At 57.6% G+C, this 21,725-nt stretch carries 23 protein-coding genes, 1 other RNA gene and 1 pseudogene; 11 read left to right on the forward strand and 14 right to left on the reverse strand.

Annotated features, from left to right (window positions below):
* Positions 1–28 precede the first annotated feature (28 nt).
* The 3 genes and pseudogenes from LIX91_RS25875 to LIX91_RS18085 all read right to left on the reverse strand — a co-directional run.
* Positions 29–171 (reverse strand): annotated as a pseudogene (locus LIX91_RS25875) (NADPH:quinone oxidoreductase family protein); the annotation flags it as partial.
* A gap of 49 nt (positions 172–220) precedes the next feature.
* A complete protein-coding gene (locus tag LIX91_RS25880; RefSeq protein ID WP_410524758.1) occupies positions 221–583 on the reverse strand; it encodes a hypothetical protein in 363 nt (120 codons plus the stop codon).
* Between the two features lie 252 nt (positions 584–835).
* A complete protein-coding gene (locus LIX91_RS18085) occupies positions 836–1,822 on the reverse strand; it encodes an NADPH:quinone oxidoreductase family protein (RefSeq protein WP_226488890.1) in 987 nt (328 codons plus the stop codon).
* Between the two features lie 130 nt (positions 1,823–1,952).
* Here LIX91_RS18085 and LIX91_RS18090 point away from each other — a divergent pair, with 130 nt between their 5' ends.
* Positions 1,953–2,360 carry a flagellar basal body-associated protein FliL gene (locus tag LIX91_RS18090; RefSeq protein WP_046237315.1) on the forward strand — a complete coding sequence of 136 codons (408 nt, stop codon included), beginning with the start codon at positions 1,953–1,955 and terminating at the stop codon, positions 2,358–2,360.
* Between the two features lie 6 nt (positions 2,361–2,366).
* Here the strand turns inward: LIX91_RS18090 and LIX91_RS18095 are convergent, their stop codons facing one another.
* Positions 2,367–2,816 (reverse strand): EVE domain-containing protein, encoded by a 450-nt coding sequence (locus LIX91_RS18095; protein ID WP_226488891.1) that lies wholly within the window; start codon positions 2,814–2,816, stop codon positions 2,367–2,369.
* 194 nt (positions 2,817–3,010) lie between these two features.
* Here LIX91_RS18095 and LIX91_RS18100 point away from each other — a divergent pair, with 194 nt between their 5' ends.
* Positions 3,011–3,163: a hypothetical protein gene (locus LIX91_RS18100; protein ID WP_226488892.1), complete on the forward strand. Its 153-nt coding sequence runs from the start codon at positions 3,011–3,013 to the stop codon at positions 3,161–3,163.
* Between the two features lie 45 nt (positions 3,164–3,208).
* On the opposite strand, the gene LIX91_RS18105 is transcribed toward LIX91_RS18100, so the two are convergent.
* The 4 genes from LIX91_RS18105 to LIX91_RS18120 form a co-directional block, all read right to left on the reverse strand.
* A complete protein-coding gene (locus LIX91_RS18105; RefSeq protein WP_226488893.1) occupies positions 3,209–3,820 on the reverse strand; it encodes a 5-formyltetrahydrofolate cyclo-ligase in 612 nt (203 codons plus the stop codon).
* A gap of 94 nt (positions 3,821–3,914) precedes the next feature.
* A non-coding RNA gene (gene ssrS, locus LIX91_RS18110) (6S RNA) lies at positions 3,915–4,093 on the reverse strand.
* Positions 4,094–4,123: 30 nt separating this feature from the next.
* A complete protein-coding gene (locus LIX91_RS18115) occupies positions 4,124–4,453 on the reverse strand; it encodes a cell division protein ZapA (protein WP_003317331.1) in 330 nt (109 codons plus the stop codon).
* A complete protein-coding gene (locus tag LIX91_RS18120) occupies positions 4,450–4,659 on the reverse strand; it encodes a TIGR02449 family protein (RefSeq protein WP_002551573.1) in 210 nt (69 codons plus the stop codon). Before LIX91_RS18120 ends, LIX91_RS18115 begins: the two co-directional genes overlap by 4 nt.
* Before the next feature lie 150 nt (positions 4,660–4,809).
* Between LIX91_RS18120 and LIX91_RS18125 the strand changes: the two genes are divergently transcribed.
* From LIX91_RS18125 to LIX91_RS18140, 4 genes are all read left to right on the forward strand, one after another.
* A complete protein-coding gene (locus LIX91_RS18125) occupies positions 4,810–5,364 on the forward strand; it encodes a YecA family protein (RefSeq protein WP_004414488.1) in 555 nt (184 codons plus the stop codon).
* Between the two features lie 75 nt (positions 5,365–5,439).
* Positions 5,440–6,774 carry a Xaa-Pro aminopeptidase gene (gene pepP, locus LIX91_RS18130; protein WP_003414143.1) on the forward strand — a complete coding sequence of 445 codons (1,335 nt, stop codon included), beginning with the start codon at positions 5,440–5,442 and terminating at the stop codon, positions 6,772–6,774.
* The gene (ubiH, locus tag LIX91_RS18135; RefSeq protein WP_003414145.1) at positions 6,771–7,958 is read left to right on the forward strand and encodes a 2-octaprenyl-6-methoxyphenyl hydroxylase; all 1,188 of its coding nucleotides are present in this window, start codon (positions 6,771–6,773) and stop codon (positions 7,956–7,958) included. Before pepP ends, ubiH begins: the two co-directional genes overlap by 4 nt.
* A 51-nt stretch (positions 7,959–8,009) precedes the next feature.
* The gene (locus LIX91_RS18140; protein WP_003414148.1) at positions 8,010–9,239 is read left to right on the forward strand and encodes a 2-octaprenyl-3-methyl-6-methoxy-1,4-benzoquinol hydroxylase; all 1,230 of its coding nucleotides are present in this window, start codon (positions 8,010–8,012) and stop codon (positions 9,237–9,239) included.
* A 314-nt stretch (positions 9,240–9,553) separates the two neighbouring features.
* On the opposite strand, the gene LIX91_RS18145 is transcribed toward LIX91_RS18140, so the two are convergent.
* Complete coding sequence (locus LIX91_RS18145; protein WP_226488894.1) at positions 9,554–10,546, reverse strand: AraC family transcriptional regulator; 993 nt, start codon at positions 10,544–10,546, stop codon at positions 9,554–9,556.
* A 638-nt stretch (positions 10,547–11,184) separates the two neighbouring features.
* Here LIX91_RS18145 and LIX91_RS18150 point away from each other — a divergent pair.
* The 4 genes from LIX91_RS18150 (at position 11,185) to LIX91_RS18165 (ending at position 15,290) form a co-directional block, all read left to right on the forward strand.
* The gene (locus LIX91_RS18150) at positions 11,185–12,468 is read left to right on the forward strand and encodes an MFS transporter (protein WP_003414152.1); all 1,284 of its coding nucleotides are present in this window, start codon (positions 11,185–11,187) and stop codon (positions 12,466–12,468) included.
* Between the two features lie 213 nt (positions 12,469–12,681).
* Positions 12,682–13,263, forward strand: a complete 582-nt coding sequence (locus tag LIX91_RS18155) for an alpha/beta hydrolase (RefSeq protein ID WP_003317322.1) — start codon at positions 12,682–12,684, stop codon at positions 13,261–13,263.
* 83 nt (positions 13,264–13,346) lie between these two features.
* The gene (locus tag LIX91_RS18160; RefSeq protein ID WP_226488895.1) at positions 13,347–14,297 is read left to right on the forward strand and encodes a sigma 54-interacting transcriptional regulator; all 951 of its coding nucleotides are present in this window, start codon (positions 13,347–13,349) and stop codon (positions 14,295–14,297) included.
* Positions 14,298–14,501: 204 nt separating this feature from the next.
* The gene (locus LIX91_RS18165; protein ID WP_046237306.1) at positions 14,502–15,290 is read left to right on the forward strand and encodes a MetQ/NlpA family ABC transporter substrate-binding protein; all 789 of its coding nucleotides are present in this window, start codon (positions 14,502–14,504) and stop codon (positions 15,288–15,290) included.
* Positions 15,291–15,547: 257 nt separating this feature from the next.
* Here the strand turns inward: LIX91_RS18165 and LIX91_RS18170 are convergent, their stop codons facing one another.
* Positions 15,548–16,801: a lipase family protein gene (locus tag LIX91_RS18170; RefSeq protein WP_226488896.1), complete on the reverse strand. Its 1,254-nt coding sequence runs from the start codon at positions 16,799–16,801 to the stop codon at positions 15,548–15,550.
* Positions 16,802–16,979: 178 nt separating this feature from the next.
* On the opposite strand from LIX91_RS18170, the gene LIX91_RS18175 reads away from it, so the two are divergent.
* The gene (locus tag LIX91_RS18175) at positions 16,980–18,206 is read left to right on the forward strand and encodes an MFS transporter (protein WP_003414160.1); all 1,227 of its coding nucleotides are present in this window, start codon (positions 16,980–16,982) and stop codon (positions 18,204–18,206) included.
* Positions 18,207–18,326: 120 nt separating this feature from the next.
* On the opposite strand, the gene LIX91_RS18180 is transcribed toward LIX91_RS18175, so the two are convergent.
* From LIX91_RS18180 to LIX91_RS18195, 4 genes are read right to left on the reverse strand one after another with little or no spacing between them, the layout of a single operon-like run.
* Positions 18,327–18,944 carry a GAD-like domain-containing protein gene (locus LIX91_RS18180; protein ID WP_226488897.1) on the reverse strand — a complete coding sequence of 206 codons (618 nt, stop codon included), beginning with the start codon at positions 18,942–18,944 and terminating at the stop codon, positions 18,327–18,329.
* Positions 18,945–18,998: 54 nt separating this feature from the next.
* Complete coding sequence (locus LIX91_RS18185) at positions 18,999–19,613, reverse strand: GAD-like domain-containing protein (RefSeq protein WP_003414162.1); 615 nt, start codon at positions 19,611–19,613, stop codon at positions 18,999–19,001.
* Positions 19,614–19,666: 53 nt separating this feature from the next.
* A complete protein-coding gene (locus LIX91_RS18190) occupies positions 19,667–20,284 on the reverse strand; it encodes a GAD-like domain-containing protein (RefSeq protein WP_003317315.1) in 618 nt (205 codons plus the stop codon).
* Positions 20,285–20,286: 2 nt separating this feature from the next.
* On the reverse strand, positions 20,287–21,669 hold the full coding sequence (locus LIX91_RS18195) for a DUF6861 domain-containing protein (protein WP_226488898.1): 1,383 nt from the start codon (positions 21,667–21,669) through the stop codon (positions 20,287–20,289).
* Positions 21,670–21,725: the final 56 nt, after the last annotated feature.

Consider the following 21,725-nt stretch of genomic DNA (forward strand, 5'->3'; position numbering starts at 1 on the left):
TTGGTAGTTTGTATATTTGCCTTGTTTGCCTTCCGATGAAGAAGGCGATACAAGCAGTCGGCAGGCGGCCGGTCCAGGCGATGCTGCGGATGGCCTGGTCGAAGAGGTCGCCGCCTGCGTTTCTGGCGACTTCGAGTTTTCTGCGCTGCTGGCGGCGGCGATGACTCGGGCGAGGATGAACTTATATGCTCATCTTCAGTAGCGGCATTGGCTTATAAAATTACTTTAGAAGGTCGGCAAGTTCGCCGACGGTTTTAGTGTTTTTGATTTCGGTCTCAAGCACACCGTGAATATCATTAGGGTTTCCGAATAATCCTCCGTCCGGGCTTTGCCACTCCTTGATGTTATATAAGTCTTTAAGTTTTTCGGGCATTTCAAGGCCTCTAAGTCTCATTTTTAAAAGTGCAACGGCTGCCAGCTCAACTTGGTCTGGTTTTTCATACTTCTTGGCTAAGTCGGAAAATTGGGTTTCGTATGTGATCTGACTTGTAGCGCCGCTGGCGCTTGCCGAGTCTAAACTTAGGTCTATATACAGCCAGTCATGAATAGCATCTTTGATATACGTAAAAGCTTCACTTTTCATTACACACCTCCCTTTGCACCGAAAGTGATGCGTCTCCATACTCCCTCCAATGGCTACACTCAGCTACTACCACATGTACTAGTTATACCCGAGCATTCCACCTCGCCAAGATGTGCTACTGGTGCTGAAATGCCTACTGAGCAGCGTTATGATCCTTCGCCAAGCGTAAGGGAAGGACATGGTCACGCGCGCCTCTATAAAAAGACGCATATGCGCAGCCGTTTTCAGGCATCTTCTGCTTTTAAATAGGGTTTAAGGACTCTTCGTAACAAAAACCACCACCTTCCCCACAGCCCTGCGTCCCCGCAACAAATCAATCGCCTCCCCAGCCCTTTCCAGCGGATAAACCGTCGACACCAGTGGCTTCAATTTCCCTTCTTCAAACCACGCAAACAGCTGCTTGAAGTTCGCCGCATTGTCCTGCGGTTGTTGCTGCGCAAACGAGCCCCAGAACACGCCGACCACCGAGGCGCCCTTGAGCAGGGTCAGGTTGACGGGCAGGTCGGGGATGCGGCCGCTGGCGAAGCCGACGACCAGCAGGCGGCCGTTCCAGGCGATGCTGCGGATGGCCTGGTCGAAGAGGTCGCCGCCGACCGGGTCGTAGATCACGTCGGCGCCGTTGCCTTGGGTGAGGCGTTTGACTTCGTCCTTGAGGCTGGTTTCGCTGTAGTTGATCAGTTCGTCGGCGCCTGCGTTTCTGGCGACTTCGAGTTTTTCTGCGCTGCTGGCGGCGGCGATGACGCGGGCGCCGAGGGCTTTGCCGATTTCTACGGCGGCCAGGCCGACGCCGCCGGATGCGCCGAGTACCAGCAGGGTTTCGCCGGGTTGCAGGCGGGCGCGTTGTGTGAGGGCGTGCATGGAAGTGCCGTAGGTCATGCTGAATGCGGCCGCCGTGGTGAAGTCCATGCCCTGTGGAATCGGCAGTACGTTGTAGTGGGTAACGGCGACCTGCTCGGCAAAGCTGCCCCAGCCAGTGAGGGCCATGACGCGGTCGCCGGGTTTCAGGTGGCTGACGTTTTCCCCGACGGCGGCTATCACGCCTGCGGCCTCACCCCCCGGTGAGAACGGGAAGGGCGGCTTGAACTGGTATTTGCCCTCGATGATCAAGGTGTCGGGAAAGTTGACCCCGGCGGCGTGCACGTCGAGCAGAATTTCGTTCTTTTTGATCGCGGGGCCGGGGACGTCTTCGAGTACCAGTGTGCTGGCAGGACCGAAGGCTTTGCATAACAGGGCTTTCATCGGGCTATTCCTTTTCCGGTAATGGCCGATAAAGTCAGTTAAGCGGGTTCCCGGGTCAACAAGCATGGCCCTGCCTGATAAGCACACATAAGCTGTAAGCTACGTGGCAAACCGTATTAAGGAGTGGACTGTGAAAGCGTGGATTCTGATGTTGCTGGCCTTGTCATTGCCTGTCATGGCGCAAGAGGAAGCCAAGGAAGAAGGGGGTGCCCCGAAAGCGGCCTATGTCTCGCTGACGCCTCCGTTCGTGGGTAACTACGCGCTCGATGGCGGCCCCAAGCTGCGTGTCTACAAGGCTGACATTGCCTTGCGTGTGACCGGTGCCGATGCCGAGGCTGCCGTGAAGCGCAATGATGCACTGATCCGCAATCAACTGGTGTCGCTGTTCACTCAACAGACCGTCGATTCCATGAGCAGCGCCGAAGCGAAGGAAAACATTCGTCAGGAAGCGCTCAAGCAGGTTCAGCGCGTCATGAACGATGAAGAAGGCAAGCCGATTGTCGAAGACTTGCTGTTCAATAACTTCATCGTTCAATAACGTCCGTCAGCGCAATGCCAGGATCGCCGCCCATTGTTCGGCGGTGACCGGCATGACCGAGAGCCGGCTGCCTTTCTGTACCAGAGGCAGTTGCTCCAGTTGGCTTTGCTGCTTGAGATAACCCAGCCCCAGCACGCGCTTGAAGGTCTCCACGAACTCGACGTCGATGGCACTCCACGGATTCTTTTCCTCCGTGGCCTTGGCGTCGTGATAGTGGCTCTCGGGGTCCAGTGCGGTGGGGTCCGGGTAGGCTGACCTGGTGATTTTGCCGATGCCGGCGATGCCCGGCTCCGGGCAACTGGAGTGATAGAAAAAGAACGCGTCGCCCTCTGCCATGGCTCTCAGAAAATTACGCGCCTGATAGTTGCGCACCCCGTCCCAGCGAGCGTTGCCCAGTCGTTGCAGGTCGCTGATCGAGAATTCATCAGGCTCGGACTTCATCAGCCAATAGGCCATTGTGCTCACTCCACAGACAAAAGGTTTACGGTATGACGAACAGTTTGATGACAAACCGACAATCGGTTCGCGCCACTATTTGCGTACTGGTTCACGTTACCGCAAAATGCCGCCCTTTAAAGTTCCACGCTGTTGCAGCGGCCTCCACAAAGCCGATGCTGACATCGTATTGATTTGCCTAAGGAGGGCAGTCAATGAAGCGCAAGCCTGATTTACTCTGGATTCTGGTTATTCTGTTTGGCTTGGGTGTCGTGACAACCGGTTATGCACAGAGCTTGTGGTCCACCAACGATGATGCTCCAGTCGAGATCACACAGCAGCAGCAAAAAGTCCCCGGCAGGCATTGAGCCCTGTTTGTACTCTGATCGTTGATAGCCTTGTTGGCTGAACGATCAGAGTGTCTGCGTCACATACCAGCTTTTATCCGATACCGTGCCTTGCAGCGGTACATCCCAACTGGCCTGCGCCAGTCGATCGACTTTCTGACACTCGTGAGCCAACCCCAGTAACACGGGTTTGCGCCAGGTCGTTCTGCGCGCCAGGTACGCCAGGCTGCGGTCGTAGAAACCTCCGCCCATGCCCAGGCGACCGCCTTCATCATCGAAACCCACCAACGGCATCAGGATCAGATCGAGCGCCCAGATAGCGCGCTGCTTTGCCCGGTCGATGCGCGGCTCGGGGATGCGGAAACGGTTGGGGATGAATGTCTCGCCGGGACGCACGCGCTGAAAAACCATGCGGGTGCGCGGCCATGCGTTGAGCACCGGCAGATAGGTTGCCTTGCCGCGGCGCTGGGCTTCGCGCAGCAACAGCCGCGGGTCGATCTCGCCATCCATCGGCAGGTACAGCGAAACATGCCGGGCACGTCGAAACAGCGGGTGCTGCGCCAATTGACGATAAATATCCCGTGCGGCTTCGCGTTGCTGGCGTTGACTCAGGGCTTTGCGTGCCTTGCGTAGCTGGCGGCGCAATTGCGGACGAGTAAGTGATTGGGCGCTGATCATGAGCAGAAGGTCATGCAGGCTGATCCGGAAAGGAGGTTGAAGCCGGAGCGGGGTCGTCGTTGCCAGACAACAGGGCTGGCAACGAACTGAATATGGACTCCCCGACGAACCGCTGTCGGTTTAGCCCTTGAACCCGAAAGTTCAAGGTGGAGATTGCAGGAGGTTTTAAGGCTTTCCGTCGAGCGGACATGCACACCAACCCCAACGTGCAACCCCCGTGGTTGTGCGTATCGGCTCAGGGACATGACCGACTGGCAAGCACTCCAGGGAGCAGCGCGAGTATACAGAAATGCCCCGCAATAATCAGCCCCGAGTTGAATCCGGTGTGCCGGGCGTGTCTGTCGCCAGCACCAGATCGACCTTGTCGAGCAGATCGCGGACCTGTTCGCGGGTCGAACCGCTGGTCTGTACGTCAGGCAGATGTTCCTTGTGCAGCAGGTCGTGAGTGATGTTCAGGGCAGCCATCACGGCGATGCGATCGGCACCGATGACTTTGCCGCTGCTGCGGATCTCACGCATCTTGCCATCCAGGTAGCGGGCGGCGCTGACCAGGTTGGTGCGCTCTTCCTGAGGGCAGATGATCGAATATTCTTTGTCCAGGATCTGAACGGTGACGCTGTTGCCATTGCTCATGAGTCTTGCTCCAGGGCTTTAAGGCGCGAAATCATTGACTCGACCTTCTGCCGGGCGATTTCGTTTTTTTCAATCAGTTGGGCACGTTCCTCGCGCCAGGTCTTTTCCTGAGCTAATAAGAGTGCGTTTTGGCCTTTAAGTTGCTCGGCATACTTCAGGAGCAGCTCCACACGTTTCATCAGCGCTTGCAGGTCGGTGTCTTCCATTGTTTTCCACTGAATACTTTCTGATGAATGGCAGGGGGAGCGATGCTTGTGCTCAAGCTCGAACCGCCGTCCGGGTGATCTTGTCGCGCGGATAGTCTAGGATACAAGGCCTTCATTCTAGACATTGCGCCGTTTGGCGACTAGCTACCCATGCCCATTCAGAATTCTCCGTACAAAGCGTTCGCCACTCTGCTCAACAGTGGCGGTCACCAGGTATCTCCTGCCGAGCTGCATGGCCTGTTGCTGGGGCGCAGTTGCGCAGGTGCCGGTTTCGACAACGAAGGCTGGTTCGCCGACGCGTCGGTCCTGCTCGAGACCGAGCCGCAAGACAATATCCGTCAGGCGCTCGTCGGCTTGCAAGAGATGGTCAAGGGCGAGCTCACCGGCGACGACATGACCGTCGTGCTGTTGCTGCCGGGCGACGACGAACCGCTGACCGAGCGTGCTGCTGCGCTGGGCCAATGGTGTCAGGGGTTCCTGGCAGGTTTCGGTCTGGCCATTGGCGACAAGCCGCTGGGCACTGAAGCCAAGGCGGTTCTGGAGGATCTGGCGGCGATTGCCCAGGTTCAGGACGCGCTGGAAGAGTCCGAAGACGGTGAAACCGACTACATGGAAGTCATGGAGTACATGCGCGTAGCGCCGCTGCTGCTGTTCACTGAATTCAACGAGCCGTCCGCGCCGCAACCCAAGCCTTCACTGCACTGATAGCCGATCACTGCGACACCGGCCTGCGCGTGCCACAGCGCGAGCCGGTGGACTCCATCAGGACGCCTGCTGCCCATGATTCAGATCCCGAAGTCCGAGTACGCCCGCCGCCGCAAGGCTCTGATGGCTCAGATGGAGCCGGACAGCATTGCCATCCTGCCTGCCGCTGCGGTTGCCATTCGCAATCGTGACGTCGAGCACGTCTACCGGCAGGACAGCGACTTTCAGTACCTGAGCGGCTTTCCCGAGCCGGAAGCGGTGGTGGTGCTGATCCCCGGTCGTGAATACGGCGAGTACGTATTGTTCTGCCGCGAGCGCAATCCCGAGCGCGAGCTGTGGGAAGGCCTGCGTGCAGGACAGGAAGGCGCAATCCGCGAGTACGGTGCGGACGATGCGTTCCCCATCAATGACATCGACGAAATCCTGCCCGGCCTGATCGAAGGGCGGGATCGGGTGTATTCGGCGATGGGTAGCAATCCTGAATTCGACCGGCACCTGATGGACTGGATCAACGTGATTCGCTCCAAGGCGCACCTCGGTGCCCAGCCGCCCAAGGAGTTCGTGGCGCTGGACCACCTGTTGCACGACATGCGCCTGTACAAGTCCGCTGCGGAAATCAAAGTCATGCGTTGCGCGGCGGATATTTCCGCGCGGGCCCATGTGCGCGCTATGCAGGCCTGTCGCGCGGGGCTGCATGAATTCAGCCTGGAGGCCGAGCTGGACTACGAGTTCCGCAAGGGCGGTTCGAAGATGCCTGCCTACGGCTCGATTGTCGCTTCGGGGCGCAACGGTTGCATCCTGCATTACCAGCAGAACGACGCGGTGCTCAGGGACGGTGATCTGGTGCTGATCGACGCAGGCTGCGAAATCGATTGCTATGCCAGTGACATCACCCGAACCTTTCCGGTGAACGGCAGGTTTTCCACCGAGCAGAAAGCCATTTACGAGCTGGTGCTCAAGGCCCAGCATGCGGCCTTCGAGGCCATTGGTCCCGACAAGCACTGGAACCAGGCGCACGAGGCGACGGTCAAGGTGATTACCGCCGGGCTGGTCGAGCTGGGCCTGCTGCGCGGCGACGTTGGCGAGCTGATCGAAAGCGAGGCCTACAAAATGTTTTACATGCACCGTGCCGGGCACTGGCTGGGCATGGATGTGCACGACGTCGGCGAATACAAGGTCGGCGGCGAGTGGCGCGTACTCGAGGTCGGCATGACGCTGACCGTTGAACCCGGGATTTACATATCCCCCGACAATCTGGAAGTCGCGAAGAAATGGCGAGGTATTGGTGTGCGAATCGAGGATGACGTGGTTGTGACCAGGCAGGGGTGTGAAATTCTGTCCGGCGGCGTGCCCAAGACCGTCGCCGAGATCGAGGCGCTGATGGCGGCGGCACAGGAACAGGTCGCATGAGCCGCTTCAATATCGCCATCGTCGGTGGCGGACTGGTCGGTGCAAGCCTTGCGCTGTCGCTGCAGGCCGGTGCCAAGGCGCGCGGCTGGAAAATCGTGCTCATCGAACCCTTCGCGCCGGGTGAAGCCTGGCAGCCCAGCTACGATGCGCGTTCTTCGGCACTGTCGTTCGGCTCGCGACGCATCTATGAACGGCTTGGCCTGTGGCAGCAGATTTCTCGACGCGCCGAGCCGATCCTGCAAATCCAGGTGTCGGACCGGGGTCGCTTCGGCGCCACTCGCCTGTCTGCGCTCGAAGAGGGCGTTCCGGCGCTCGGCTATGTGGTCGAAAACGCCTGGCTCGGTCAGGCTCTGTGGGCCGGGCTGGATCGTGATGTGGTCAGTTGGCGTGTGCCGGCCGAGGTCAAACACATGCAGCCATTGGCCGACGGTTATCGCCTGAGGCTGAGTGACGACAGCGAGCTTGACTGCGACCTGGCGGTGCTGGCCGACGGCGGCCGTTCCAGCCTGCGCGAGCAGTTGGGTATCGGGGTGCGGCAACGGCCCTACGACCAGCATGCGCTGATTGCCAATATCACGCCGAGCGAAGCTCACTGCGGGCAGGCGTTCGAACGTTTTACCGAGGACGGGCCGATGGCGCTGCTGCCATTGCCGGATAACCGCTGTGCGCTGGTCTGGACACGTCCGGGCAACGATACCCAGCGTCTGGCCGAGCTGGACGACCGCAGTTTTCTGGAAGAGCTGCAGGGCGTCTTTGGCTATCGCCTGGGCACGCTGCGTCAGGTCGGTGCTCGGCATGTCTACCCCTTGGCACTGATCGAGGCCGAAGAGCAGGTGCGCTCGCATCTGGTGATCCTGGGCAACGCGGCGCACAGCCTGCATCCGGTCGCCGGACAGGGGTTCAATCTGTCCTTGCGCGACGCCGACGCACTGGCCGAGACGCTGCTGGACAGCGACGCGCCGCCCGGCGAGCTGCCGACCCTGCAGCTCTACCGTGAGCGTCAGCGCCAGGATCAGCAATTGACCGTGGGCTTCTCCGACAAGGTGACGCGCCTGTTCGGCAGCTCCCGGTCGGCGGTTGCCACCGGGCGTAACGTCGGGTTGCTGGGCCTGGACCTGCTGCCTGCCGCCAAGCGCTGGTTTGCCCGCCAGGCCATGGGCTTGGGGACTCGATCCGATGTGTGAATCACACACTTTAAACACTGGGCTTCGGCCGCAAGCGAGAACGGTTTGACCATGGAAACGCGCGCAGATGTGCTGATTGTCGGAGCCGGAATGGTCGGCAGTGCCCTTGCCTTGGCATTGCAGGGCAGCGGCCTTGATGTGCTGGTGGTCGACGGTGGACCGCTGAGCGTCGAGCCGTTTGATCAACAGTCGAGCTTCGAGCCGCGGGTCAGCGCCCTGTCGGCGGCCAGCCAGCGAATCCTCCAGCGGCTGGGCGTGTGGGACGGCATCGCTGCGCGCCGCGTCAGCCCGTATGCGCATATGCAGGTCTGGGATGGCAGCGGCACCGGGCAGATTCACTTCTCGGCCTCCAGTGTGCATGCCGACGTGCTGGGGCACATCATCGAGAATCGTGTGGTGCAGGACGCGCTGCTTGACCGTCTGCATGCCAGCGACACCGGCCTGCTGGCCAATGCACGGCTTGAACAGATGCGTCACTCCGGCGATGACTGGTTGCTGACCCTGGCCGATGGTCGTCAGCTGCGCGCACCGCTGGTGGTGGCCGCCGATGGGGCCAATTCCGCCGTGCGCCGCCTGACCGAAACGCCGACGCGTGAATGGGATTACCTGCATCACGCCATCGTCACCAGTGTGCGCACCGCCGACCCCCACAGGAAAACCGCCTGGCAGCGTTTCACCGATGACGGGCCGCTGGCCTTTCTGCCGCTGGAGCGCGAGGGCGAGCACTGGTGCTCCATCGTCTGGTCAGTCACACCTACTGAAGCCGAGCGCCTGATGGCGCTGGAGGATGACCTGTTCTGCCGCGAACTGGAGCAGGCATTCGAAGGACGACTGGGCCAGGTGCTGTCTGCCGATAGCCGCCTGTGCGTGCCGCTGCGTCAGCGTCATGCCAAGCGTTACGTTGCCAGGGGGCTGGCGTTGATTGGCGATGCGGCACACACCATTCACCCGCTGGCCGGGCAGGGCGTGAACCTCGGTTTCCTCGACGCCGCAGTGCTGGCTGAAGTGCTGACCCATGCTGCAAGGCGTGGCGAGCGCTGGTCTGACCTGCGTGTGCTGGGCCGCTACGAGCGCCGCCGTATGCCGCACAACCTCGCGCTGATGGCCGCGATGGAAGGCTTCGAACGCCTGTTCCAGGCCGACCCGCTGCCCTTGCGCTGGTTGCGCAACACCGGCCTGAAAATGGTCAACCGCATGCCCGAAGCCAAAGCGCTGTTCGTCCGCGAAGCGCTGGGGTTGTCGGGGGATCTGCCCGAGCTGGCGCGGATAGAAGCACGCTAGAAGCCAATGGATACTCACGTGGAGCCCAAGTGCGACGGTGTTCTTGCGGGCATCATCGTTCCTCACGCTCCAGCGTGGAAATGCCTGTCGTGACGCTCTGCGTCACATAATCAGGAGAGGACGCAGAGCGTCCAGAACGGCATACCCACGCGGAGCATGGGTACGATAGGGATCGACCTGACTGACACCTATCGTTCCTCACGCTCCTGCGTGGGAATGCCTTTCGTGACGCTCCGCGTCACACATCTGCGCTGCGCCGCTTGATCAAGAGTGGACGCGGAGCATCGGCACGATGGTGTGTCCTCCATCAGCGCTCAACGCACCACGGCGCTGCGGTACTGTTCCGGTGTCAGCCCGGTCCAGCGTTTGAAGGCGCGGCTCAGGCAGTCGGTGTCGGAAAAACCTAGCAGGTAGGCGATTTCGTTCAGCGAGCTTTGCTGATCGTTCATATGCAGCAGGGCCAGGTTCTGGCGGCACTGATTGAGCAGCAGGTCATAGCAGCAGCCCTCGTCGGCCAGATGGCGCTGCAGGTTGCGCGGGCTAAGGTGCAGGGCTTCGGCGATGCTTCTGACGGTGGGCTCGCCGTCCGGCAGCAGGGTCTCGATGGCGGAGCGTACGCGCTGCTCCCAGATCAGTGACGGTAACGGATCCCCTTGGGATTCCTGACCGTTCAGCTGCACCGGGCCGTCATCCAGATGGCTGTCGAATTGATCACCGCCAAACTCCAGCAAGTTCTCATGCGCCGCAAACATGACCGGCGAGCGAAACAGGTCGTGCCAGGGTCGCGGGTCCTCGGGCGCGGGACGTTGCAGGTGCACGGCGAGCGGCGCATAGCCCCGGCCGAGCCGATTGCGGCAGGTGCGCACGTAAATGGCGGCAAATGCATCGAGCAGTTCATGAACCGGTGACTGGCAGGAGGGTGGTGTACCGAAGCGGAATTCATAACGCTCGCCGACTGTTCTGAAGTCCAGCTCCAGAGAGTCCTCGGCCATCGAGCGGTAACGTACGATGCGCTCGAAAACTTCACGCAGCGAACCGCTGGCCACCAGTGTGTAGCCCAGCGCATGAAACGCTGTGGGGCTGACGAAGCGTGAAACACGTAGACCCAGAGCCGGGTCAAGGCTGGCCTGAACTGCATGTTGCCAGAGCGTGGCGGTGACATCCGGCGAGAACTGCGCACCGGGCTCACTCAGCCTGTTCAGTTCAATACCCGCGCTCTGGCACAACGCATCGCTGTCCATACCCAGGGCAGTGAGCTGCTTGCGCAGAGCGGGGGTCCAGCTGGCGAGACTGCTTGGCTCGGGCATGCACACGCCTCTTCCTGACATGAGATGACTTCAGCGTCAGGCCCGTGCCGATAGGGTCTCACCGGGCATTTCCCTTGCCTGACGCCGCCTTCAAGAATGAAAGCATTTGTGACAGTTGTGCAAGTGCCAGGACGCGTTTCTTGCCGTTACGCAGAAAATAGTCCGCGCTGTCACCACTGAGCGACGCTCTATAGGCCGAAACGAGCTATGAGCAGACGCCGATTATGCAGTCATCGTATAACGCTAAAGCGCGCCTCCCATTCCCGACGCCTTGCTAACCCATCCCTGATGCAGGTCAGAGCGTTTCTGTCATTTGACACTGGAATGGCAAATGACTATAAGTGCATCATGTTGTACGACAACATAAGACTTGAAGAAAATTACAACCACAAAAATAATTCAAAGAGTAACAACCTCATGATCAGTCTGAGTTCTCAGGCCATAAAGGCATGCTCCTCGTGCGAAAAACCCGTTTTTACGCATGATCGTCGGCAGAAAGCGCCTAAAAGTCTTCTGAAGAAACCGTAATCTGAAGTTACATAAAACCAGCCGCCTCACGGCCTTGGCCGCGGGACGCTCATCGCCAATCTAAAAATAAACAGGGTGAAGAGATGAAGATAAAAGGCATTCGGTGGTGGATGGTGGGGCTGGTCACGGCCGGCCTGGTCGTCAACTACCTGGCACGCAACACACTGTCCGTCGCAGCACCGACGCTCATGAGCGAGTTGAGCATTTCCACCGAGCAGTACGCGCACATCGTGGTCGCCTGGCAATTGTGCTACGCCATCATGCAGCCCGTGGCTGGCTACATCATCGATTTGATCGGCACCAAGATGGGCTTTGCGATTTTCGCCATCGCCTGGTCTGCCGCCTGCGCTGCCGCAGCATTCGCAACCGGCTGGCAGAGTCTGGCGATCTTCCGCGGCATGCTCGGCCTGACCGAAGCCGCAGGGCTGCCGGCAGGCGTCAAGGCGACCACCGAATGGTTTCCGGCCAAAGAGCGCTCGGTCGCCATCGGCTGGTTCAACATCGGTTCGTCGTTCGGCGCATTGCTGGCGCCGCCGCTGGTGGTCTGGGCCATTCTGCAGAGTGGCTGGGAGCTGGCGTTCCTGATTGTCGGCGGTCTGGGCATTGTGTGGAGCGGCCTGTGGCTGCTGCTGTACAAGCACCCGCGCGATCAGAAGCGTCTGGGCGATGCCGAACGTGACTACATCCTCAGCGGTCAGGAAGCGCGTCTGAAGGATGCACCTGCCCAGAAAGGCAGCTGGAAGCGACTGTTCAAAAACCGTAATTTCTACGCGATTGCCTCGGCGCGAATCCTCTCCGAGCCTGCCTGGCAGACCTTCAATGCATGGATCCCGCTGTACCTGATGACCGAGCGCCACATGAACATCAAGGAAGTCGCGATGTTCGCCTGGCTGCCGTTTCTGGCGGCTGACATCGGCTGCGTACTGGGCGGTTACCTCAGTCCGTTGTTCCACAAGTACTGCAAGGTGTCGCTGTTCACCTCGCGCAAGATGGTCATGCTGTTCGGCTGCTCCTGCATGATCGGGCCTGCGTGCATCGGGCTGGTCGAAAGCCCCTACACCGCCATTGCGTTGCTGTGCATCGGCGGTTTTGCCCACCAGACCCTGTCGGGCGCGCTGTATTCGATCACCTCGGATTCATTCGGTAAAAACGAGGTGGCAACCGCGACCGGGATGGGCGGAATGTTCGGCTTTTTCGGGGCGGCGGCATTCACCATGGTCTTCGGCGTTATGGTCACCAAAATCGGTTACAGCCCGCTGTTCGTGGTGCTGGCGATCTTCGATATCGTCGCTGCGATCGTGGTCTGGAACGTTGCCCGTGAAATCCCGCAGCACGACGAGCCAGTACCGCTGACTGCGGGCGAGCAGGGGCCGCGTACTGTGCCGGCAACCTGAGGCCGTCGTAATCCTGTAACGAAGTGCGGATAGTCTTTGCCCTGAAAGTGATTTTTATTAGAGGCCGTTCCTCGAAGGCAGGGAGTGGCCTCTTTTTTTGCCTGTCAGTTGATATTCTTTTTGGGTATTAATAAATAGCTTCTTATTCCTTAGCGATTACACCTTCCATCCCTATACTCGTCTCATGAACGCATACAGGCAGGAGGCGAATCCATGCATAACGAGTCGATCCGGTATCTGATCGTGCCAGGCTGGCAAGGGTCTCCTGATGATCATTGGCAGACCCACTGGCAGAACAGCCTGCCCAACAGCACGCGCGTGGAGCAGGCCGACTGGCTCAAGCCGCGTCGTGAGGACTGGGTGGGCGAGTTGCAACGTACGATTGCCGCGCACGACACGCCAGTGATCCTGATCGCGCATAGCCTGGGTTGCGTCACCGTCGCGCACTGGGCCCGACTCGCGCCGCTGGAAACCCTGCGTCAGGTGCAGGGCGCACTGCTGGTGGCGCCGGCCGACGTCGATCGTCCGAATTGCCCGCCTGCGTTGCGTAATTTCGCACCGATCCCTACTGATCTGTTGCCGTTTCCGACGCAGATTGTCAGCTCTGACAACGACCCTGCGGTCAGCTCCCAGCGTGCCATGGAGATGGCGCGTCATTGGGGTGCCGAGCTAGGTTTTCTGAGTCAGGCCGGGCATATCAACGTCAAGTCCGGCCATCAACGCTGGGAGCAGGGCTTCGCCTACCTGTATCGCCTGCAAAACCGTCTGGAGCAACACGCGCGTCGTCGCGCATGACCGGGCAGCCTGTTTATCGGACTCACCGGGTCCCGTCTTTTTAAACGCTTGAGCCATCGCAAGGGCTCAGGCGGGAGTGTGTCATGAGCCTTCACGAAAACTTCGGCCAGCCGCTGCTGACCTTTCCCGATGCGGAAAAAAGCCCACTGAGCATTCGCGCCAAGGCGCTGGTGTTTATCGATCCACGCTCGCGCCGGTTGCGTGAAGAAATGGAGCAACTGGCTCCCCGTTCTCTACCGGTACTGATCCGTGGCGAGTCCGGGACCGGCAAGGAGTTGCTGGCCCGGCATATTCATCGCGGCAGCGATCGCTCGGGCTTGTTCGTTTCAGTGAACTGCGGTGCCATCAGCCCGACCTATGCCGACGCCGAATTGTTCGGCTACGCCGCCGGAGCTCACAGTGGGACGGTCAGCAGCCGCGCAGGCTGGTTCGGTTCGGCCAATGGCGGCACCTTGTACCTGGACGAGATCGGCGACCTGCCGTTGCCGATCCAGGTCAAGCTGCTCGCGGCCCTTGAAAACCACGAAGTCACGCGAGTGGGCGCGCAGCAGCCAAGCCCGGTCGATGTGCGTCTGGTCGCCGCCACCAGTATCGATCTGGCCCAGGCCGTGGCTGCCGGAAAATTCCACGAGCGGCTTTATCATTACCTGAGCGAGGGCCGCCTCGATCTGCCTGCGCTGCGTGAGCAGCCGGGCAACATCCTGCCGTTGGCCGAATATTTTGTGGGGATCTACAGCCAGCGCCTGAACCTGCCGGTGCAACTGATCAGTGAGGACGCGCAGCGCACGCTGGAGGCGCACAGCTGGCCCGGTAATACCCGTGAGCTGGAGAACGTCATTCACTTTGCCCTGCTGGTCAGCAGCGGTGATGAGATTCGCGCACAGGATATCAATCTGCCGGACATCGCCGATCCGTTGACGCTGATCGAGCGCCAGACGCAGCTATTGCTCGATGGTGGTGATCGCAGGCAGCTTTCCAAGCTCAGGCAATTGCTTGAAACAGTCACCTCGGAGCTGGCGCAGCGTCCCGCTTGAGCGCGCCCCAGCGCGGTCTCGATGAGGTACAGTAGATCCTGATGCAAAAAAGCATAAGCACTCGATTAAAAAGTATTTTATCGGAATATAAAACACCGGTAATGTCAGCATGATGTCGCAGGGTTCGGATAGCTGTGGCAAACCATTGAATAATAAGGTGTCATTTTCTGGATGACGCTCTCGGATTTTCGTTAAGGACATTGCATGAAAAAGACGTTTTTGCTGACCGCTCTGGCGGCTGTGTTCTCGATTGGCCTGGCTCACGCAGGTGAAAAGCTGGTCGTCGGCGCGACGCCCGTACCGCATGCGGAAATCCTCAAACTGATCCAGCCGACGCTGGCCAAGGAAGGTGTGGACCTGGAAATCAAGGTCTTCACTGACTACGTACAGCCCAACGTCCAGTTGAGCGAAAAGCGTCTGGACGCCAACTACTTCCAGACCAAGCCTTACCTGGATGGCTTCAACAAGGGTAAAGGCACCAACCTGGTAACCGGCGTTGGTGTGCATGTCGAACCGTTCGGCGGCTACTCGAAAAAGTACAAGAGCGTGAAAGATCTGCCTGAAGGCGCAACCATTGCCATTCCGAACGAAGGCAGCAACGCCGGGCGTGCGTTGATCCTGCTGGACAAAAATAAACTGATTACTCTCAAAGACAACACCAATGCCTTGTCCACTGTGAAAGACATCGCAAGCAATCCGCACAACTTCAAATTCCGCGAGCTGGAATCGGCATTGCTCCCTCGCGCCCTGAGCCAGGTTGACCTTGCCCTGATCAACACCAATTACGCACTGGAAGCCAAGCCTCCGCTAAAGCCGACAAAAGATGCCTTGATCATCGAAGGTTCGGATTCGCCTTACGTGAACTACCTCGTGACCCGCGAAGACAACGCCCACACCGACGCCATCGAAAAGCTGTCGAAAGCGTTGACCAGCCAGGAAGTCAAAGACTTCATCAACAAGAAGTACGATGGCGCTGTATTGCCTGCGTTCTGATCACCGACTCTCGTTCCCCCGACTATCGTGCGACGCTCCGCGTCACAGCTACATGCTGTATGGGGCTGGACAGAAATCTTGGTGGGAGTGAGCTTGCTCACGAAGGCGTTGGTCCAAACGCCATATTTCCGGGGGCTACACCGGCCTCTTCGCGAGCAAGCTCGCTCCCACAAAGACATGTGTGTAAAGCTGAGCGCGGAGCATGTTGCGGGCACTTATCGTTCCTCACGCTCTGGTGTGAGGAACGATAACCTCAACTATCGTGCGACGCTCTGCGTCTCCCCACAATTCCCCGTCATAAACTCCCCCGAAAATGCTTTCTCGACAAAACGTGTCGAGTCCGGCAGTGAGCCATTCACTGCGTCGGAGTGATCCAGTTGCGGGTAGTAATGCCATTCGATGCGGTCGCCTGCCCTGCAAGCGTCCTTGACCAGCGCGATCTGGCTGCGAACAGGTGAGATGACGTCCTTGCCCCCGGTACCGATAAATACCGGAATGTCCGACTTTACCGTCGGGTAGTCCGAATGGCGATTGACTTGATCCAGTGCTTTCTCGGGTGAGCGTTTGAAACTGTTGTTGAACGTCAGTCCATCCGCGACCACCTTGCGCTCGATGGCTTGCAGGCATTCACGCTGGCTGGTTTCAAACGCGGGCTTCGCGCGGTCGCTCAGGTAATCGGCGGGATGCAGCAACGGGTTGATCAGCGCGGCGGTACTCAATCGCAACAGGTTGTAGGCCAGCGACGGCGAGACCTGATCGCGGAAGTTATCCGGTCCGGTATGTTTCTCATGCAATTGAGCCATCGGATAAGGCGTCCCGGTCGCGACCACACCGACAATGTTCAATTCGGGCGCGTAAGTCTTCTGATACACGGCCGTAGCGAAAGCGGCACGGCCACCCTGGGACTGCCCAAACACAACCACCCGCGAAGACAGCTTGAACCCAGCACCTTGAACGGCGCGAATGCTGTCGAGCACACCATATGCCAGCGGACTGCTCAGCCCGAACGGATGCAGCCCCGGCGTCCCCAAACCCTCATAGTCAGTAGCCACAATCGCATAACCCCGGCCAAGCCATTCATTCAGGTAGCGCGTATCGCGATCACTGCGCCCTGTGAATGAAGGCGCACAGATGTCCGCGCTACCGACAGTACCGTGCGCCCACGCCAGCAGTGGCCATCCGCCCTTTGGCGACTTACCTCTGGGCATGAACAGAGCACCTGACACTGCGACTGGCTGATTGTTGAGCCCGTCTGTTGAGGTGTACAGGATGCGGACATTCTGTCCGGCATTTTCGAGACTCTGCTTGTCCGTCAGCGGTTCGGAGCGCAGCAGTCGGCCCGGTGTCGGCGGCACTTTATCCGGCCATGTGTAAAAGGCAGAAACACCGCCCTCGCCATATCTGGTCGCATTAACAGATGGCCTGGCAGACCCTGGTGCGGCGCTGCAACCTGCAAGCAGGACCGCCAACAGGATGGCCAGAATGGCCGAGGACCTTGGCGATGAGTTCATCAGTATTTCTCCACGAGTTCACAGGAGAGGGCGTCTCAGCATGGATGTATCAAGCCAGGTATGACCTGAGGAATACTAACTGTAGCGAGCGCCGCCAGCATTAAAATCGTAAATCCAATAAGCTCCAACGCCTGGCTCGGTTAATAGCGATGCACGTCCCGGCCTACAGGAGTTTTGCATGCGCAAGGATTACCTCGCTTTCTTCGTCTCGCTTTTCCTGTCCAGGCTGGCGGATCAGATTCTGTTGTTCATTGTGCCGCTGGTGGTCTTCCAGACCACCAACAGTGCTTCATGGGCCGGGCTGGCGTTTTTCGTCGAATCGCTGCCGAGGTTTCTCGCGTTTCCGTTGTGCGGTGCCCTCTGCGACAAATACCCGCCAGTCAAAATTCTGCATATCAGCCAGATCTACCGGGCATCGCTGTGCGTGCTGGCGATGCTGCTCTACGCCATCTTTGGCGGCATCGGATGGCTGGTGGTGCTGTCGGCATTGTGCGGGGTGCTGACCACGCAAGGCATCATGGCGCGCGAAGTGCTCATGCCGCATATCTTTCAGCACTACAGCTACACCAGAACGTTGTCCTATTCCCAGATCGCCGACCAGTCCGGGATGGTTCTCGGGCCCTTGGTCGCGGCACTGATGCTTGAGGTGTGGGCCTGGCACTGGGTCGTACTGTTGACCGCTGGCCTGTTCCTGCTGGCAGACCTGAGCATGCTCGCGTGGCAACGTCTCAGCCGTATCACGCTGGAGGTGTTTGAGCAGCATCAGGACATCTGGCTGCAGCCGTTGCGGATTGCATTCGGGCATATCCGCAGCCTGGCGGAATTGAAAAAGATCATCACGCTGGCAGTCGGCGTCAACCTGATCGTAGGTGTCACGCTGTCGACCTCGGCAGCCATGGTGATCGGTGAGTACAGCGCCGGCAAAGACAGCTATGCCGGGCTGCAGGCGGCGGGTGCGGTGACGACCATCGTGATCCTGTTCTTCCTGGCCCGCGTGGCTCTGCCTATGCGCGTGCTGGGTGGCGTCGGCTTTTCGATGATCGCGACCGGGGCATTCATCAGCGCCCTGAGCCCGAACCTGATTGGCTATGCGCTGGGGTTTCTGTTGATCGTCGGTTTCGACAAGATGTTCAACGTCTACATGCGCACCCTCCGGCAGCGGGTGATACCGCCTCAGGACTTCGGCAAGACGGTGGGCGTGATCACGTTGCTCAACAACCTGTCGCAGCCTCTGGCGGGTTTGCTGGTGGCCCTGCTCGCAGCGCCTTTGGGCATTCGCCAGGTCATCCTGAGTTTGGCCGTGCTGACGAGCGTTATCGGGGCGGGTGCCCTGTGGTGGTTTGCAAAGGCACGCAGCCCTTTCCCGACCTCGATTGTTGAGGCTGATCGGGAGGCCGGGAAATGAAAATGGAGCTGAATCCGTTTCGCTGAATCTGGATGAAGTCAGGACTTTTGAGGAAAGGCATTGTGCTTGTCCACGATGCAATGCCAAGAGCGCCGTGAAGAATTGTTTTCATTGCTGTATTCAAAGATCGGGAAATCCCCAATCCTGAGGTGGGGAGAGCTGAGACAGAAATGTTAGATGCTCGATGGTTTTTACTTTTTGTAGATTTTTAAGTTCCATCGGACCGCCGAGTGCCAGGGCTGGGACGAAGCCGTACATCTCGTCACTTTTGAGTGGGCCAAGTTTTTCTCGTGCGGGTTCAAAAAGGCCGTCGATGTCGTTGTGGTTAGGGCTCATCGAAAAGAAAAATGCATTAACCCCTGCATTCAGCTTTTCTCCGGTAAACCTGGAGGCGCGAGAGGAATACCGCGCTCGATAAGATGATATGGTCAGACAATAACCTTGCTCTTGACCCCATACATAAAGAATACCAAATGCGCTGCGGGCAATTACATAATAGTTGTCATTTTTAGAAAGGTTGGTCTCGCTAAGCCAATGGCTAAGTATGGTTTCGTATTCTTGCGGGTTAACGGTCCAAAATATGCCGTCCGCATAGCCGCACCATCCGTACTCTTTCCAATATTCAAGCAGCTGGGCGGGTAGTTTTTTCTCGTATCGATCAATGCTTGATTGTGGGACTTCTTGGCGATCAATTGTCGGGCTAAAGTCGTTGAGGAATGATGCGTAGTGCTCGTTCATTACACAGTCCGCGCTAGCAGAGTCAAGAAGAAAGCCAATTTTTTATGCAAGAATTTAGGCAGCAGGAAATCCCCAATCCTGAAGCGGAGATAGCTGAGACAGAAATTCCAGGTGCTCGATGGTTTTTACTTTTTGCAGATTTTTTAAGTCCATTGGACCGCCTAGAGCTAAAGCTGGGACGAAGCCGTACATTTCATCGCTTTTAAGTGGGCCGAGATGATCCAAGGCAGGCTGAAAAAGTCCCTCCAGGTCATTGTGTTCAGGATCAATGAATGAAAAGAAAGCCTTGACGCCAAAGTCAAGCTTTTCACCTGTAAATTTAGATGCTCGCCTGAAATAGCGAGCGCTATATGATGATATTGTTAAACACCATCCGCTATTTTCGCCCCACACATATAGCTTGCCGAATGCACTACGCGCTATGACATAGTAATTCTCTTGTGGCATATCAACAGTCGTAAGCCAGCTTTTTAATAAGTCTTCGTATTCTTGTGGGTTAACGGTCCAAAATATGCCGTCCGCATAGCCGCACCATCCGTACTCTTTCCAATATTCAAGCAACTGGGCGGGTAGTTTTTTATCGTATCGATCAATGCTTAATTGTGGGACTTCTTGGCGATCAATTGTCGGGCTAAAGTCGTTGAGGAATGATGCGTAGTGCTCGTCCATTACACAGTCCACGCTAGCAGAGTCAAGGAGAAAGCCAATTTTTATGCAAGAATTTAGACATCAGGAAATCCCCAATCCTGAAGCGGAGAGAGCTGAGAAAGAAACGTTAGGTGCTCGATGATTTTCACTTTTTGCAAGTTTTTCAGTTCCATCGGTCCGCCGAGTGCCAGGGCAGGGACGAAGCCGTACATTTCGTCACTTTTGAGTGGGCCGAGTTTTTCAAGAGCCGGTTTGAATAGATCATCTAAATCGCTTTCATTAGGTTTTTTTGACGAGAAAAAAACTTTTATTCCGAAATCGAGTTTTTCACCTGTAAATTTAGAAGTACGAGGAGTATATCTGGCTACATAGCTGTTAATAGTCAAGCAGCTACCTTTCCTTTCACCCCATACGTAAAGCTTTCCGAAAGCGCTGCGTGCGATAACATGGTAATTATCCTGCTCAAATAGATCGGTACCCATAAGCCATTGGTTTAGTAATTCTTCATAGTTTTGAGGGTTGACAGTCCAGAATATGCCTTGAGCATAACCGCTCCAGCCATGATCTTTCCAGTATTCAAGCAACTGGTTAGGTAGTTTGTCTTTATACCGAGCAATGCTTGAGTCTGGAACTTCTTCTCGGCTGAATTCTGTGCCAAATTTCTCTAGAAAAAAAGCGAAATCTTCATCCATGTTTAACCCCTTGTTTTATCACAGCGTTCAAGTTTGGCATTAATTTTGGTGCTTTCACGAATTGACTCAGGAATGTTGTTGGCGGCGCTATCCAGACTGCCTATACGGCTTGGCCATTGAGGACCAATGCTCGAATTAATCCGCTTGTCGCCAAAGCCACCGATGATATCCTTTCCTCCAGCAAATAAATCTGGGTTATGCAAGGCGGCTAATGTTGACATTTTTTGCGCCACCATCCTCTCTGCTTGACTCTCGGCTTCTGATGCACTTAGATTTTTTGACCTGAGTTCATCAATCAAGTCTTGTTTTAACTTTTGGCTGAATTCATTACGTGCATCTCTCGCTATCTTTGGATCCCTTACAACATCCCCATCCGTAAAAGCCTTCCGTCCTTTCAAATACTCCGCCACCGTTAGGTCATTCAACCCATTTTGCTGTCCTTCTAGCTGATTATCAAACTCGTCAGCAAGGTTGCGGTGCTTTTTACTTAATTTAAAGCATGGCACCTTGTGCTCAGGCATGCCCGACGCTCTTTTCGGCTCAGGCTCATCCGCACGTCGATTGGGTGGTGGAGGCGGGGGCGGTGACTCCTGTTTGTCCAGCGCCCCTCTGCGAGGGCCGGCATGTTGCAGGTCGGGGTGTTTTATCAGGGCGTCTTCGTGCTGGAGCATCCATTGGCCGAGCTTCGCACCTTTTTTGCTGGCTTGCATTTCATTGGCAAGTACGCTTGCGTTGCCTCGGCCGCGCGTCAGGTAGGCGACGATGGCGCCCAGTAGCAGTATCACCACTTCTTCGTGGCCTTGCGCGATGTGATATGCGGCGCGGTCTACAACCTGCGGATCGTCGCCGCCGAAGGGGTTGAGGCCAGGCTCGCCACGGGTGCCTTCCCAAGCGACTGTGATGCCACGTACGTAATGGTCGACAAGCCGCGGGAGGCCGTCGACGAAGAATTCGGCAATGGACGCCAGGCCGAGAATGCCCAGGATCCAAGTGCTGAGCTCCAGGCCGATTGCGGCACCCGCCATGCCCATGGGCACTGCGCCTGCACCAAAGAAAAAGCTGCCGACTCCCGCACCTATCGCGCCCCCTGCGAGCGTGCTGCCCGCGACGATCATGGCCATTTGGGTGACCACGTCTATCAGGTCGTTGATGATGCTGGCGATGTCGATATCCAGGAAACGCCGCCCAAGCCGGCGGGCCGCTTCCAGTTCGGCGCGGTTGAACGCGCTTCTGATATTACCGACGCGTCGGAGGTTGAGCTGTAGTGTTGAAACCGGCTCATTGTTGAGTCTGCGCTGGAAGCTGGCTCCAGGCTGGTAGCCCATGCTTCGGCTGATGCGTCGTTCTATATCGAGCCACGACGGCACAATGCTCGATAGCTGCATTGGGTGTCTCCCTGACTGCCCCGGTTGGTAGTTGCACCATAGAGAAGGCCGATAAT

It is taken from the genome of Pseudomonas sp. B20 (genome assembly GCF_020515755.1).
Lineage (GTDB): Bacteria > Pseudomonadota > Gammaproteobacteria > Pseudomonadales > Pseudomonadaceae > Aquipseudomonas > Aquipseudomonas syringae.